Annotated in this window: 12 protein-coding genes; 4 read left to right on the top strand and 8 right to left on the bottom strand. The window is 63.5% G+C overall.

The genetic code is table 11. The features are described from left to right. The first annotated feature begins 117 nt into the window (after nt 1-117). The 3 genes from OOJ09_RS25735 to mmsB all read left to right on the top strand — a co-directional run bounded on the left by OOJ09_RS25735 (nt 118) and on the right by mmsB (nt 2,716). Nucleotides 118-1,284 carry an isobutyryl-CoA dehydrogenase gene (locus OOJ09_RS25735; RefSeq protein ID WP_269907884.1) on the top strand — a complete coding sequence of 389 codons (1,167 nt, stop codon included), beginning with the start codon at nt 118-120 and terminating at the stop codon, nt 1,282-1,284. A gap of 22 nt (nt 1,285-1,306) precedes the next feature. After that, complete coding sequence (locus tag OOJ09_RS25730) at nt 1,307-1,675, top strand: four helix bundle protein (protein WP_269907883.1); 369 nt, start codon at nt 1,307-1,309, stop codon at nt 1,673-1,675. 156 nt (nt 1,676-1,831) lie between these two features. Then, entirely contained in the window at nt 1,832-2,716 is an 885-nt protein-coding gene (mmsB, locus tag OOJ09_RS25725; protein ID WP_269907882.1) for a 3-hydroxyisobutyrate dehydrogenase, read from the top strand. A gap of 280 nt (nt 2,717-2,996) precedes the next feature. On the opposite strand, the gene OOJ09_RS25720 is transcribed toward mmsB, so the two are convergent. The 8 genes from OOJ09_RS25720 to OOJ09_RS25685 all read right to left on the bottom strand — a co-directional run bounded on the left by OOJ09_RS25720 (nt 2,997) and on the right by OOJ09_RS25685 (nt 12,478). After that, a complete protein-coding gene (locus OOJ09_RS25720) occupies nt 2,997-3,641 on the bottom strand; it encodes a cytochrome c oxidase assembly factor Coa1 family protein (protein WP_269907881.1) in 645 nt (214 codons plus the stop codon). A 153-nt stretch (nt 3,642-3,794) separates the two neighbouring features. Next, on the bottom strand, nt 3,795-4,160 hold the full coding sequence (locus tag OOJ09_RS25715) for a hypothetical protein (RefSeq protein WP_269907969.1): 366 nt from the start codon (nt 4,158-4,160) through the stop codon (nt 3,795-3,797). Between the two features lie 122 nt (nt 4,161-4,282). After that, nucleotides 4,283-5,662 (bottom strand): aspartate aminotransferase family protein, encoded by a 1,380-nt coding sequence (locus tag OOJ09_RS25710; protein WP_269907880.1) that lies wholly within the window; start codon nt 5,660-5,662, stop codon nt 4,283-4,285. Between the two features lie 51 nt (nt 5,663-5,713). After that, the gene (locus tag OOJ09_RS25705; protein WP_269907879.1) at nt 5,714-5,839 is read right to left on the bottom strand and encodes a capsid protein; all 126 of its coding nucleotides are present in this window, start codon (nt 5,837-5,839) and stop codon (nt 5,714-5,716) included. 68 nt (nt 5,840-5,907) lie between these two features. Then, nucleotides 5,908-7,971, bottom strand: a complete 2,064-nt coding sequence (locus tag OOJ09_RS25700; protein WP_269907878.1) for a prolyl oligopeptidase family serine peptidase — start codon at nt 7,969-7,971, stop codon at nt 5,908-5,910. 85 nt (nt 7,972-8,056) lie between these two features. Next, nucleotides 8,057-9,217 (bottom strand): MFS transporter, encoded by a 1,161-nt coding sequence (locus OOJ09_RS25695; protein WP_269907877.1) that lies wholly within the window; start codon nt 9,215-9,217, stop codon nt 8,057-8,059. Nucleotides 9,218-9,220: 3 nt separating this feature from the next. Continuing rightward, nucleotides 9,221-10,396 (bottom strand): MFS transporter, encoded by a 1,176-nt coding sequence (locus OOJ09_RS25690; RefSeq protein WP_269907876.1) that lies wholly within the window; start codon nt 10,394-10,396, stop codon nt 9,221-9,223. Nucleotides 10,397-10,570: 174 nt separating this feature from the next. Then, a complete protein-coding gene (locus OOJ09_RS25685) occupies nt 10,571-12,478 on the bottom strand; it encodes a phospholipase D-like domain-containing protein (RefSeq protein WP_269907875.1) in 1,908 nt (635 codons plus the stop codon). Nucleotides 12,479-12,738: 260 nt separating this feature from the next. On the opposite strand from OOJ09_RS25685, the gene OOJ09_RS25680 reads away from it, so the two are divergent. Next, nucleotides 12,739-14,316: a trimethylamine methyltransferase family protein gene (locus tag OOJ09_RS25680; RefSeq protein WP_269907874.1), complete on the top strand. Its 1,578-nt coding sequence runs from the start codon at nt 12,739-12,741 to the stop codon at nt 14,314-14,316. Nucleotides 14,317-14,339: the final 23 nt, after the last annotated feature.

Below are 14,339 nucleotides of genomic sequence, written 5' to 3'. Positions count from 1 at the left end.
CAGCCGCTCCGCGGAGGGTCGGGTTGCACGGCGGCATCATTGGTCTAGATTGGTGCGCGCGCAAAGCCAAAAACGACAGGCCAGCGGGCTAGCTGGCCAGCACATAGGGAGCACGCCATGGACGCCGCGGTCGATGCGAGCACCAGCCAGTTCGAACTCAACGAGGAACAGCGCGCCATCCAGGAGATGGCGCAGGCGTTCGCCGCCGATCGCGTCGCGCCGAATGCGCTCGACTGGGACCGCAGGAAACACTTCCCCGCCGACGTGATTCGCGAGACCGGGCCGCTTGGCCTCGGCGGCATCTATGTCCGCGACGATGTCGGCGGTTCGGCGCTCGGCCGGCTCGACGCGGTGCTGATTTTCGAGGCGCTGTCGCATGCCGATCCGGCCTTTTCGTCGTTCATCTCGATCCACAACATGGTGGCCTCGATGATCGACCGATTCGGCGATGACGAGCAGCGCCAGCGCTTCCTGCCGAAGCTCACCTCGATGGAATGGCTGGCGAGCTACTGCCTGACCGAACCGGGTTCGGGATCTGACGCCGCGGCGCTGAAGACCCGCGCGGTCAAGAGCGGCGGCGACTATGTCCTCAACGGCGCCAAGCAGTTCATCTCGGGCGCCGGCGACAGCGACGTCTACGCCGTCATGGTGCGCACCGGCGCCGAGGGGCCGAAAGGCATTTCCACCATCGTCGTGCCGAAGGATGCGCCCGGCCTTTCCTTCGGCGCCAACGAGCACAAGATGGGCTGGCACATGCAGTCGACCCGCCAAGTCATCTTCGAGGACTGCAAGGTGCCGGCGGAAAACCTTTTGTCGGGTGAAGGCGCCGGCTTCGGCATTGCCATGGCCGGCCTCGATGGCGGCCGGCTGAACATCGCCGCCTGTTCGCTGGGCGGCGCGCAATCGGCGCTCGACAAGGCGCTGTCCTACACCGCCGACCGCAAGGCCTTCGGCTCGAAGATCAACCAGTTCCAGGCGCTGCAGTTCAGACTGGCCGATATGGAGACCGAGCTGCAGGCGGCACGCATCTTCCTCTACGCCGCCGCCGCCAAGCTCGACCGCAAGGCACCGGATGCCGGCAAATGGTCGGCGATGGCCAAGCGCTTCGTCACCGACACCGGCTTCACCGTCGCCAACGATGCGCTGCAGCTGCTCGGCGGTTACGGCTACCTGCACGACTACGGCATCGAGAAGCTGGTGCGGGACCTGCGCGTGCACCAGATCCTCGAAGGCACCAACGAGATCATGCGCGTCATCATCGCGCGTGCATTGATTGGCCGATAGGCAGTAGGCAGTAGGCAAAGAGATGACCGGCAAGATCAATTCATACAGGGATCTTATCGTGTGGCAGCAGGCGATGGATCTAGCCGTCACCACCTACTCCTTCACCAAGGCATGGCCGAAAGAGGAATTGTACGGGCTGACCAGCCAAATCCGCCGCTCTGCAACCTCGATCCCTGCAAACATCGCGGAGGGTTATGGCCGAGACAATAGAGGCTCCTATCAGCAATTTCTCAGGATAGCCCAAGGCTCGCTGAAGGAGTTCGAGACACACCTCCAGATCGCTGAACGCATTGGCCTTGCCACGCATGATCAAGCTCATCAGATACTGTTAGCGACTGAGGGTCTCGGAAAAATGCTTCGCCAACTCATTATCAAACTCGCCCCCGAATAGAGTGCCTACTGCCTACTGCCTACTGCCTACTGCCTACTGCCTACTGCCTACTGCCTACTGCCTACTGCCTACTGCCTACTGCCTACTGCCTACTGCCTACTGCCTACTGCCTACTGCCTACTGCCTACTGCCTTACCCCAATCACGGAGCGCCATTATGACCACCATCGCCTTCATCGGCCTCGGCAACATGGGCAATCCGATGGCCGCCAACCTGGTCAAGGCGGGGCATGCCGTGCATGGCTTCGACCTGATGCCGGAGAATCTCACGGTCGCGCGCGACCATGGCGTCGTCATCATGGCCAACGCGCCGGCTGCGGTGAAGGACGCCGATGTGGTGATCACCATGCTGCCGGGCGGCAAGCACGTGCTGTCGGTCTATGAGGATATCGCCCCCAGGGCCAGGAAAGGCGCGCTGTTCATCGATTCCTCGACCATCGACGTCGAATCGGCGCGCAAGGCGCATGCCGTGGCCGCAAAACACGGGCTGCCGTCGATCGATGCACCGGTCTCCGGCGGTACCGGCGGCGCTGCGGCCGGCACGCTGACCTTCATGGCCGGCGGCTCGGACGATGCTTTCGCCGCCGCCGAACCGATCCTGAAGCCGATGGCCGGCCGCATCGTCCATTGCGGCGGCGACGGTGCCGGACAGGCGGCAAAAATCTGCAACAACATGATCCTCGGCATTTCGATGATCGGCGTCGCCGAAGCCTTCGTGCTGGCTGAAAAACTGGGCCTGTCGCATCAGGCGCTGTTCGACGTCGCCTCGACCTCGTCCGGCCAGTGCTGGTCGCTGACCACCTACTGCCCGGTGCCCGGCCCTGTGCCCACCTCCCCCGCCAACCGCGACTACAAGCCCGGTTTTGCCGCTGCCCTGATGTTGAAGGACCTGAAGCTGGCGCAGGAAGCAGCACTTGGGTCTGGCGCGGTGACACCGCTGGGCGCCGAGGCGGCCCAGCTCTATGCGCTGTTCAACGCCCAGGGGCACGCCGGCGCCGATTTTTCCGGCATCATTAATTTTCTGCGCGGGAGCAATCCATAAGCTGCTAATATAATTGGTTTTTTCGTGGATCTCGCGAGAAATGCATCAAATTTAGGTTTGCTTAAGCTCTCGATAACTCTGCGGTAACGATGTCTCTATAAAACGGATTGCGAGGCGGACATATCGCATCCGCCCGGCGCTCCGGATCAGGTCTCGCGTACCGGAGCCCGTAAGTTTCGCCAAGTGTTTGAGTAGCGAAGCGCCATGCGTATCTGGCAAAGCCGCGTTCCCGATGGAGCGCGGTTTTTGCGTTTTGCCGACCTGGCTACATGATCCCGCTTTATATTCCGATCGCCGCGTTCGGAATTGGCACATGATCCTCATTGAGCAGCACGATCGGTGCATCGACCCCTTCCACCTTGACGACCAGCAGACGCAGGCTCCATGTGCCGGCTGTTCGGGTAGCGGTCGAGAACGCAGTGCCCTTGCCCTTCGCGCCATCGAGCGCAATGCTGAACTGAGCCTCGCCCGCCCCATTCGCGTCAACATTGAGATGGCCGCCGACCCAGAAATTGTCGGTCACGTCGTCGCCGAGAGCGGCCTTGACGCGATCGTCGGCGCGAAGCTTTTCCATGGTCATGTGATAGGCATCGCTGCCTTTCAGCACGTAGGGAATGCTGCCGACCATCGTCGCACAGCCGCCGATCCCAATCACCCAGACGGCAAGGCCGGCGATCGCCCAGTTGCGCTGGGTCTTGCGGAACTGCTCGGCATCTCGCCACGCCCGGTTCCGCCAAGCCCAGCGGCTGCCGCGCGCGCCAAGCACGATGATCATGATGATGTTGACGAATGGGATCAGCGCCAGCAGTGCGATGAAGGTGCTGTTGCCGATACCCCAGATCCAGTTGAGGAAGAAGGCGCCCCAGTTCCAGCGATCAAGTTCGGCCGGAATTTCAGCGGGCTCGTTCAGCGCTTGTCCTGCCATCATACCCCCTCTGATGCATGGCGCCCAAAAATCGGCTTCGGATACCGACATGCATAACGCGCTTCAGGCAAATGTGCCTCAGCGGGTTCTAGACCATCATCCGGAAAACCGTAATCGGTTTTCGTTTGGCCGACAGTTAACGGGTCGCCTCGGTCAGGCTTTGTTGGACAACCGGTGAAAGTTCGCTTTCACGGCGCGGCTGGCCGGTTTCAGCGCGGCGCCGATCGACCGTTCCGCCGCGACGCCGTTGAACAGCGACGGCGTGCGACCGGAAAAGACTTCCGGCCAGAACCGCGATACCGACTGCAGGAAAGACATGTGCGCCGCAAAAGCACCTTCGGCCATTGCAACGGTCTTCTCGTTCACCGCGCGGGCCGTCTCCGTGCTCCATGGCTGGCCGCTCCTGGCATCCATGGCCATCAAGGGCAGACGCATCATGGCCACCATCGGCGCCAGCATCAGGTCGCCACCGATGCTGGTTGCTTCTTGCACGCGTCGGCTCTTGCCAGTTTTTCTCATGAAAACGAATCCCTTGTCGCAGCCGAATCGGTTGCTGCCCGACACACTACGCGCCGAAGATGGAATCGTTCCCTATTCTCGCCGGGCGTTCCTGTCGAAGAACGCCCGGTCGAGGTTCGAACCTACCGCTTGCGCAGATCCGCTTGCGCCAGATCCAGCGCCCTGACGATGCGCTCGCAAGCCATGTCGATGGTGTCGCGGGTCCAGATCAGCGGCGGCGACAGGATCATCGTGTCGCCCGTGGCGCGCAGCATCATGCCTTGCCCGATCGCATGGTCGCGGACGGTCACCGCGGCACTTCCCGACGGCAGGAACCGCTCCTTGGTCGCCTTGTCCTTGACGATCTCGATCGCGCCCATCAGCCCGATCGAACGCACCTCGCCGACCAGATCGTGCCCGGCAATGCGTTCCTGCAGCGCCTTGGCGAAATAAGGGCCGGTTTCGTTCCTGACGCGATCGACCAACCCTTCATTCTCGATGATCTCGAGGTTCTTCAGCGCCACGGCACAGGCCACCGGATGACCGGAATAGGTGTAGCCGTGATAGAACTCGCCGCCTTTCTCGACCAGCGTCGCCGCGATGCGGTCGCCGACCAGCAGCGCCGACAGCGGCTGGTAGCCTGAGGTCAGCGCCTTGGCCGTGGTGATGGTGTCCGGTTCGATGCCGAAGGTCTGCGCGGCGAACCATTCGCCGGTGCGGCCATAGCCGGTGATGACCTCGTCCAGCATCAGCAGCACGTCGTATTTGCGGCAGATGCGCTGCACTTCCGGCCAATAGCTGGCCGGCGGTATTTTCACACCGCCCGCCCCCATCACTGGTTCGCCAATGAAGGCGGCGACCTTGTCGGCACCTGCTTCGAGGATCGCATCCTCGACCGCCTTTGCCGCACGCAGGCCGAAATCGTGATCGCTCTCGCCAGGCAGCGCCAGCTCATAGGCATAAGGCATCATCACATGGACGATGTTGGGCACCGCGCCGCCGAGCTGCTTGTGCATGGCATCCATGCCGCCAAGCGAAGTCCCGGCAACGGTCGAGCCGTGATAGGCCATCTTACGCGAGATGATGCGGTTCTTCTCCGGCTTGCCTTCAAGCCCCCAGTAATGGCGCACGAGACGCAGCGCCGTGTCGTTGGCTTCCGAACCGGACGAGCCGTAGAACACCTGGTTGACGTGCTTCGGCGCGATCTCCGCCAGCTTCCTGGACAACAGCACGGGTGTCGGCGTCGAGCATTTGAAGAAGGAGTTGTAGTAAGGCAATTCCTTCATCTGGGTGTAGGCGGCTTCGGCCAGTTCGTTGCGGCCATAGCCGATGTTGACGCACCACAGGCCGGCCATGCCGTCGAGGATCTCAGCCCCTTCGGAATCGTAGATGAACGGTCCGTTGGCGTGGGTGATGATGCGTGAGCCGGTCTCGCGCAGTTCCTTGTGGTCGGTGAACGGGTGGAGATGATGTGCGGCGTCGATCTGCTGAAGCTGCTTCAGCGAATAGTTCTGATAGGTCATGGATCTGATCTTTCCTCTGGATTCTATCCGGCCGTGCCGGGGGCGAATTCATCAGAGGAAGGCAGGTGGCGAATACCCGATGCGGGCGCACAGCCGCAAAAGCTCGGCACGCAGCGTGCGCGGTGACGGTGTCACCGCGACCCGGAATGCGCGAGCCGATATCCTGACGTAAGCCATGGCCGGCACCTTAGAGCAAAAGACCGTCGAGGTGAACCGCCCTTTGCGTGGCTGCCCAGGGAATGAGTTCAAGCCTTGGCGGTCAGCGCCCTTTGCAGGAAGACGTACTTCATCGCCGTCTGCGCCGCCTGCGGCCGGCGGTCGCCGCGGCCACCATGTCCGCCTTCGGTCTCCTCGAAGAACAGCGTCCTTGCATGGCCGGCCTCCTGCAGGCGGGCGGCCATCTTGCGCGCATGGCCGGGATGAACCCGGTCGTCCGCCGTCGAGGTGGTCAGCAGCACCGGCGGATAGGCGGCGCCGGCATCGACGTGCTGGTAGGGCGAATAGGCCGAGAGCCACGCCGCGTCTTCCGGTTTTGACGGATCGCCATATTCGGCCATCCAGGAGGCGCCGGGCGGCAATTCGGTGTAGCGCAGCATGTCGAGCAGCGGCACCTCGATGATGGCCGCGCCAAAAAGCTCGGGATGCTGGGTCAAGGAAACGCCGGTCAGCAGGCCGCCATTCGACCCGCCCTGGATGCCGAGCGAGGAAGCCGTGGCGATGCCGCGCCTGACGACGTCCTGCGCGACCGCGGCGAAGTCGTCGAACCCATTCTGGCGGTTGCCCTTCAGCGCCGCCTGGTGCCAGGCCGGGCCGAACTCGCCGCCGCCGCGGATGCAGGCTTGCACATAGGCGTTGCCCTTCTCCAGCCACAGCCTGCCACGCACGCCGGCATAGCCCGGCAGCAGCGGCACTTCGAAACCGCCATAGCCATAGAGCAGCGTCGGCACCGGACCCTTCTGGTCGCGCCGCCGGACGACGAAATAGGGGATCATCGTGCCGTCCTTCGAACGCGCCTCGAACTGTTCCGAGATCAGCGGCGAGGCATCGAAACGCGCCGGCTGCGACTTCACGGTGGCCAGCGTCTCGCCATCGTCGTCAGACCAGATGATCGAGCTTGGCGTAAGGAAATCGGTGAAGGAGAACGAGACGCTGGAGCCGAACTGCTCGGCATGGCTGATGCCGACATTGCCGTTTTCGGGCAGCGCGACCGGTTTCAGTGACCAGCCGCCCTCCTTGCGTTCGCAGACGACGACCTTGCCGCGCACATTGTCCATCAGGTTGATGAACAGCCGGTCCTGCGTGCGGGCAATGCCGGCGATGGACACGCGATATGCCGGCTCCAACAAGGTCTCCACGGGTCCGAGCGCGCCAGTCTCGACCCAGCGCGCGAAATCCACCGAATAGAGGCCGTCGGGCTTGCACGGCGTGCCGTCGGGCGCCGTCCACGGGCTGCGCACGCCGAAGACGAGCTGGTCCTTGAAAATTGCAGTGTCGGTCATGTCATCAGGCAGCGGCAGGCGTTTGTTCTCCCCGGAAGGCAGCCGCAGGAAGATGTGCGAGGCGAAGAAATCGAGCGTCCTGGCCAGGACCAGATAGCGTCTGTCGCCGTCGAACTCGAGAGCGGCACCCACGGCGAGATCTTCCTTCTGCGCCTCGAAGATCGGTGTCGCGTCTTCCAGCCTGGCGCCGCGCTTCCACAGCTTGACCACGCGCGGATAGCCCGATTCAGTCTTGTCCGCCTCCTCGAAGGCCGCCGAGACGATGACGGTGTCCTTGTCCAGCCAGCCGAAACCCGATTTCGAGGCGGGAGCACGAAATCCGCCATCGACAAAGGATTTGGTCTCTATGTCGAATTCGCGCATCTCGCTGGCATCACCGCCATCCGGCGACATCGAGACAAGGCATAGGTTGAAGTCCGGATAGAGCCGGCTGGCGCCACTGAACACCCACTTGATCCCTTCCTTTGCTGCAAGCTGGTCGAAGTCGATGATCGTTTCCCATTCGGGTTTCTCGGTCTTGTAGGAAGCGACCGTGGTGCGGCGCCAAAGGCCGAGCACATTGGTCTTGTCCTGCCAGAAATTGTAGACATGGCCTTTGAGCGCGGAGCCAACCGCGATGTTGTCCTCGGCCGTCATCAGGTCGAGCGCGGTCTGGAACGACGCCTGGTAGGACGGGTCGCCCTGCAATTCGCCAACCGTGACCTCGTTCTGGCGATGCACCCAGTCGAGCGACTGGGTGGCTGTCCTGTCCTCCAGCCAGAGGAAGGGATCTTCAATGCTGGATTCTGGCTTCGTGATGGGCTTGGTCATGGAATCTCCGATAGGCAAGGCTTCGGCATGCAACATCGACATGCCGTGTCCGATATTCAATAGCCGCGACGCCTTGGCCAAGGATTCAGGCTTTCCCGCGACCAACGACGCTGGCGAGCGCCAGCGCCAGGCACAGCAGACCGAGCGTGATCGGCAGGCCGCCGGCGCCCAGGACATCCATGGCGCTTCCGGCCAGCGGCGGCATGGAGATACCGCCAACGCCCCACATCAAGGAGAAGGCGGCGTTGCCGGCGATCAAGGTCGATCCGGAGAATCGCTCGCCGAGCTCGATGATGGACATCGTGTAGATGCCGTAGGAGACGGCACCCCAGACGAAGATCATCGGCCAGATCAGCGGCGTTTCGATGAGAAGCGGCAACAGCATGCATCCAAGTATCGTGATGGCTATGCAGACGAGCCGTACAGACCGCGCCGTCAGCCTTTCCGCCAGCAAGCCCAGCGGCACTTGCATGGCGATGTTGCCGGCAATCATCACCGACAGCAGCGCCGACATCCGGATTTCCGCGATGCCGTAATGCGTTCCATAAACCGGCAAAAGCGCCAGTGACGCCTGTTCGAAGCCGGCGGCGACGATGACCGAAAACAGCAGCAGCCAGGCCAGCGGCACAAAGCCCAGGACGGAAACCCGATGGCCAGCCTCGTCCACCTTCGGCAGGCGCGGCAGCACGGAGGCCAGGCAGACGCCGCACAGCACGAAGGCGGAAATGCCGACAAGGAATGGCGGCCAGCCTTCCGTGCCGACGGCAAGCAGGCAGAGCGGCCCGGCCGCGAAGCCGGCCGAGATGATCGTCGAATAGACGCCCATGACGCGGCCGCGCCGGGCCGGCGGCGCCAGCGCGATCACCCAGATCTCGCTCAGCACATAGAGCGGATTGGTGACGACGCCGATCAGGAAGCGCAGCGGAAACCACAGATAGACATCTTGCGTCCAGCCGATCAGCGCCAGAACAACAGCCGAAAGAGCAGCACAGGTGAGCGCCGAACGCCCTGCCCCGAACCGCCGCGCCAGCGCCGGGATCAGCGGCGACGACAGGATGAACCCGACTGGCGTCATCGCCGCCGACAGGCCGATCATCGCCGGCGAAACGCCCTGGCGCTGCAGGATAAAGCTCAGCAGCGGATAGGACAGCCCCTGCGCGATGGCGAACACCGACACGGTCGCGATCACGCCGGTGATCGCTGCCCATTGTATTCCTTCGTCAGTTTCCGAATCCGCCCCGGCCATGGTTCAGGAGGCTCGACGTTGCGAGGAGCGGTACAAGGCGAAGGCGATCAGAACCGCGTCGAGACCGGCGATCACCACGGGCAGCCCCAGCGGGCCGATGCCCTGCATGAGCAGGCCGGCACCCGGCGGGCCGACGATACCACCAACGCCCCACAACAAGGCGAAGGCTGCGTTGCCGGTGACGAGCAGCGTGCCCTTGAACCGGCTGCCGAGTTCGACCAGCGCCATCGTATAGACGCCGTAGCCGACCGCGCCCATCACCAGCAACACGCCCCAGATCAGTGGTGTCAGGATCAGCAACGGCAGCAGAAGCGCGCAGGCGGTCGTCGCCATCGCGCAGGCCAGGATCATCGCGCGGCCGCCGAACCGCTCGGCGAGCAGCCCGAGCGGAATCTGCAGCAAGATGTTGCCCAGGGACAGCGCCATCACCAGCGCGGCGAGCACGGCTTCCGGCAGGCCATAAGCGGCACCGAAGACCGGGACCAGCGCGTAGGTGCTTTGCTGGACCGCGGCCGAGACCAGCACGGCCAGCAGCAGCGCCGGTGCCAGCCGGGCGAAACCGACGAAGCTCCCGGAGGGCTGGCCATCATCCTCGAACCCGGTGAGCTTTGAGGAGACAAGGCGCAGAATGACGGCGCAAAGCATGAAGCCGCCGACACCGACGCTGAAGGGCGCCCAGCCCGATATGCCAACCAGAGTCAGGGTGAAGGGCCCCGCCGCATAGCCGGCGCCCATCAGCGTGTTGAACACGCCCATCACCCGGCCGCGCCGCGAAGGCGGCGCCAACGACAGCGCCCAGACCTCGCCAAGGATATACAGCGGGGTGATGACCACGCCGATGATGAAGCGGATGATGTACCAGGCCACCCAGTTCTGCAGATAGCCGATCCCCAGAAAGCAAAGCGCGCCGATCAGCGAGCAGCCGACCGCCAGGTTTCGCGCACCGACCAGCCGCACCGCCGCCGGCACGAATGAGGCCGACAGGATCAGCCCGAGCGGCATCATCGCCGCCGACAGGCCGATCAACCCGGGCGACATGCCTTGCTTCTGCATCAAAAGCGTGAACAGCGGCGAGCTCAGCCCTTGCGCCGCGCCGAACATGGCAAGTGCGGCGGTAACGCCGGCGAGCGCTGCCCACTGCGTTCCCGCTTCGCCTTCGCTCGAACCGGTCGCGACCATGCCGTCATCCATGTGAGTGCCGGCCATCCGGCCGGCAAGCCTCACTAGCTACTGGTTCGACCAGAGGAAAGGAAGGGCCGGACCCGCGATCCGTTTGCACCAACCAGATCGACCTGCCGGCCGGCGCGGATCGGTCCCGGATTGAACGAATCTCAGAGGCAGAGCGCGGCGGCGCTATGGAAAATAGCGGGCGATCGCGCCCTTCTTGCCGTCGGCATAGGGCTTCAGCCACTTGTCGTCGATGGAAATCCCGTCATCGTCGGAAGGCCCCTTGCCGATCGTCCTGCGCCAGGCGCGGAACTTGTAGTGGTCGAAGACGTCGAGCATGTGCACGGCATAGGCCGCGGCAAATGTCTTGTCGCCTTCCACGATGACCAAATTCTCGTCGTTTTCGTAGGAAGCCTTGTAGCCGAGGTTATGGCTGCCGGTGATGACGGTGGCGTTGTCCTCCATCGGATCGATGATGACGATCTTGTCGTGCACGATCGCATGGCCGACCGTCAGCACCTCCGCCTGGAAGTCGCGGGCGATCGTGGCGCCGGTCAGGTTTGCCGCCCGCACGATCGAGACATTGGGCGCCTCCGAGACCTTCTCCGGATAGACAAAGGGCGACTTGCCGTCCTTGTTCGACGTGTGGGTGACCGGATCCTTGGTCGGCGCGACATAGTTGGGCATCGCTGTCTCGTCGCTGATCGCGCCTTGCACGATGAGCTTCGGATCGGCCTTCGCCGCCGCGACGGCCTGGTCGACGATCGAGTTTTCGCCGAGCAGCGAAGGGTTGAACACCAGGAACAGCACCGCCCGCTTCGCCGCCCTGATGCGGGCGAAGACATCCTCGAGGTCGACCGGACGCACCGAGGTGTCCTTCTTGTTGCGGTTCGGGTCGTTCGGCGAAAACCACACCGTCATGCCGTCCAACGCCACCGAGGCGCCGTCGAGCGGGTTTGGCGTGTGGTTTTCCTTGCGGAACGGCACGCCCTGCGTCTGCGCGACGTGACCGGCAGCGCTCTCCGAAGCTGGCGGTGGGAACACATCGGCCTTCATGCGCTGCCAATAGGCGTCGAACACCTCTGCCATATCGGGATCGTCGCGGATGAAGGCGTTGTTGGACTGACCGCAAATGCCCGTCGACGTCCAGTTGGTGCTGCCGGTCATCACCGCTTGCGGTTTGCCCTGGGCATCGCGGTAGACGGCAAACTTGTTGTGGCCGATATGGTTGTTGTTGAACAGGCGGTCCGTCACCACCACGCCCGCATCGTGCAGGCGCTTCCGGTCCGGGGCATTGCCGGCGTCCCAGGCCTTGGTCTGGTCGTCCCTGCCCGAATTGGAAAGGATGACCTCGACGACATCCTTGGCGGCGATGATGGCGTCGCACAATTCGTCGTCGCCAAGTTCATAGAGGGCAAGCCTGACGGTGCCGCCTTCGGTCTTGGCGCGTTTCAGGAGGCTGGTCAGCACATCAGGCACATCGCCATGCAGATAGGCGCGTATCTTGCTGGTCGGATCCTGCAACACCGCCCTGATCTTGTCGCGTTGGCCGACCTTGATGCCGGCCTCCTGAAGCGCGTGCGACATCCATTGCGTCGACAGCACGCCATTGGTGAACGCAACGCGCGCCTTGCCGAACATCTGCCCCAGGAAGATCGGTGGGCTGACGGCGCCCTGGCCGAGATAGCCGAGCGGGCGCGCCGGCCCGGTATAGGCGGGTGTGCCGTCAACGACCTGATCGGGGCGTACCGGCACCGGATCGAGGCCGGGCTTCATGTCGCCGACCGGACGCACGCGGTAGGCGATCATCTCGCCCTCCGGCCTGACATCGAGGCTGTCGCGCCGGCGCCGCACGGTCAGATCGCGCCAGAATGTCTTCTGCACCGGCCAGACGCCGGTGTCCTGCGGAATCCATCTCGGATTGCGCTGCCCCTTGAACGGCACCCAGGAGGCCAGGCAGCGTTCCTCGCCGCTGCCGGGGTAGAGGCGTACGATCTCGAAACCGAGGCAGCCCGGGATCATCCCGTCAATATCCCAGGAAAGGAACGCGACTTCGTTGTTGGTCGCGGCACGCACCTTGATGACGTCAGGCATGGCTGTCCCTCCAAAAAAGTTCAACGCACAAATATGTCAGAAGTAAAAGACAGTACTGTAACGCACTTTACATTGGCGTCCATCCGATCGGCCGCGCTCAGGCGCCCGCCGGCGGGCCGATGTGGCCAGGGCGATGTCACAGCCGCGCGGCTGCCGTTCCGGCATGTCGCTTCCCTCGCCCTAGTGGTCGCCGCCTCCGCAATGGCTGGACAGCCGCCGGTCCATTATGCCGCCCGCTATTGCATCGTACGAGGACCATCATGACCGCCGCGCTACAACCCTTGGAACCGGCATTGGCCAACGACCGTGCCCGTCGCGGCGGCCGCGCCGGAAAGCGCGCCGGCGGCTCGGCCGCGTTCGAGCAGCCGCCCTTCCGTCAGCTGAAAATCCCGCTGACGCCGACCAAGCTGGTCTCGGACGACGAGCTGGAATCGATCCACCTCGCCTCCCTGCGCGTGCTGAAGGAGATCGGCGTCGACGTTCTGCACGACGAAGCCCGCCGCATCATGAAGGCGCATGGCGCCGACGTGCGCGATGGCAGCGAGCGGGTGCGCTTCGACAGCGACATGATCCTCGAACTGGTCTCGCACTGCCCTTCGGAATTCACCATCCATGCCCGCAACCCTGCACACAATGTGCGCTTCGGTGGCAACAACCTGATCCTTTCGATGATGGCGTCGGCACCCAACTGTTCCGACCTCGATCGCGGCCGCCGACCCGGCAACCAGCAGGACTACCGCAACTTCCTCAAGCTCGCGCAGATGCACAACATCCTGAACTGCACCGGCGGCTATCCGGTCGAGCCGACCGACATCCACCCGTCCGTCCGGCATCTGGAGTGCATCCGCGACCTCGCCACGCTGACCGACAAGGTGTTCCACATCTATTCGCTCGGCAAGGAGCGCAACGTCGACGGCATCGAGATCACCCGCATCGCGCGCGGCATCAGCCATGAGCAGTTGCTCGAAGAACCGTCCGTCTTCACCATCATCAACACCAATTCGCCGCTGAAGCTCGACGTGCCGATGATGGAAGGCATCATCCAGATGTCGAGCAAGGGCCAGGTCGTCATTGTCACGCCCTTCACCCTGTCGGGCGCGATGGCGCCGGTGACGATTGCCGGCGCACTGGTGCAGCAGAATGCCGAGGCCCTGTCCGGCATTGCCTTTGCCCAGATGGTGCGCAAGGGCGCGCCGGTCGGTTATGGCGGCTTCACCTCCAATGTCGACATGAAGTCCGGTTCACCGGCCTTCGGTACGCCTGAATACATGAAGGCGCAGCTCGTCGGCGGCCAGCTTGCCCGCCGCTACAACATCCCCTACCGCACCTCCAACACCTGCGCCGCCAACACGGTCGACGCGCAGGCGGCCTACGAGAGCGTCTTCTCGCTGTGGGGCGCCATCCAGGGCGGCGGCAATCTGATGATGCACGCGGCCGGCTGGCTCGAGGGCGGCCTGCGCTGCTCCTACGAGAAGACCATTCTCGACATCGACCTGTTGCAGATGGTGGCGGAATTCCTCACCCCGCTCGACCTCTCCGAGGAGGCGCTCGGTTTCGACGCCATCCAATCCGTCGGTCCAGGCGGTCATTTCTTCGGCACCCAGCACACGCAGGACCGCTACAAAACGGCCTTCTATTCGCCGGTCCTCTCCGACTGGCGCAATTTCGAGACCTGGGCGGAAGCCGGTTCGCCGACGGCGCTCGAAAAGGCCAACAAGGTGTGGAAGGAGCGGCTGGCCTCCTATGACGAACCTTACATGGACCCGGCCATCCGCGAGGAACTCAACGCCTTCGTCGCCAAGCGGCGGTCCGAAGGCGGCGCGCCGACAGATTTTTGATCATCACGCGGCGACGAGTTTGA

The sequence above is a fragment of the Mesorhizobium qingshengii genome (assembly GCF_027563465.1).
Classification (GTDB): Bacteria; Pseudomonadota; Alphaproteobacteria; order Rhizobiales; family Rhizobiaceae; genus Mesorhizobium; species Mesorhizobium qingshengii_A.
This window is presented reverse-complemented; position numbering and strand designations above follow the sequence as displayed.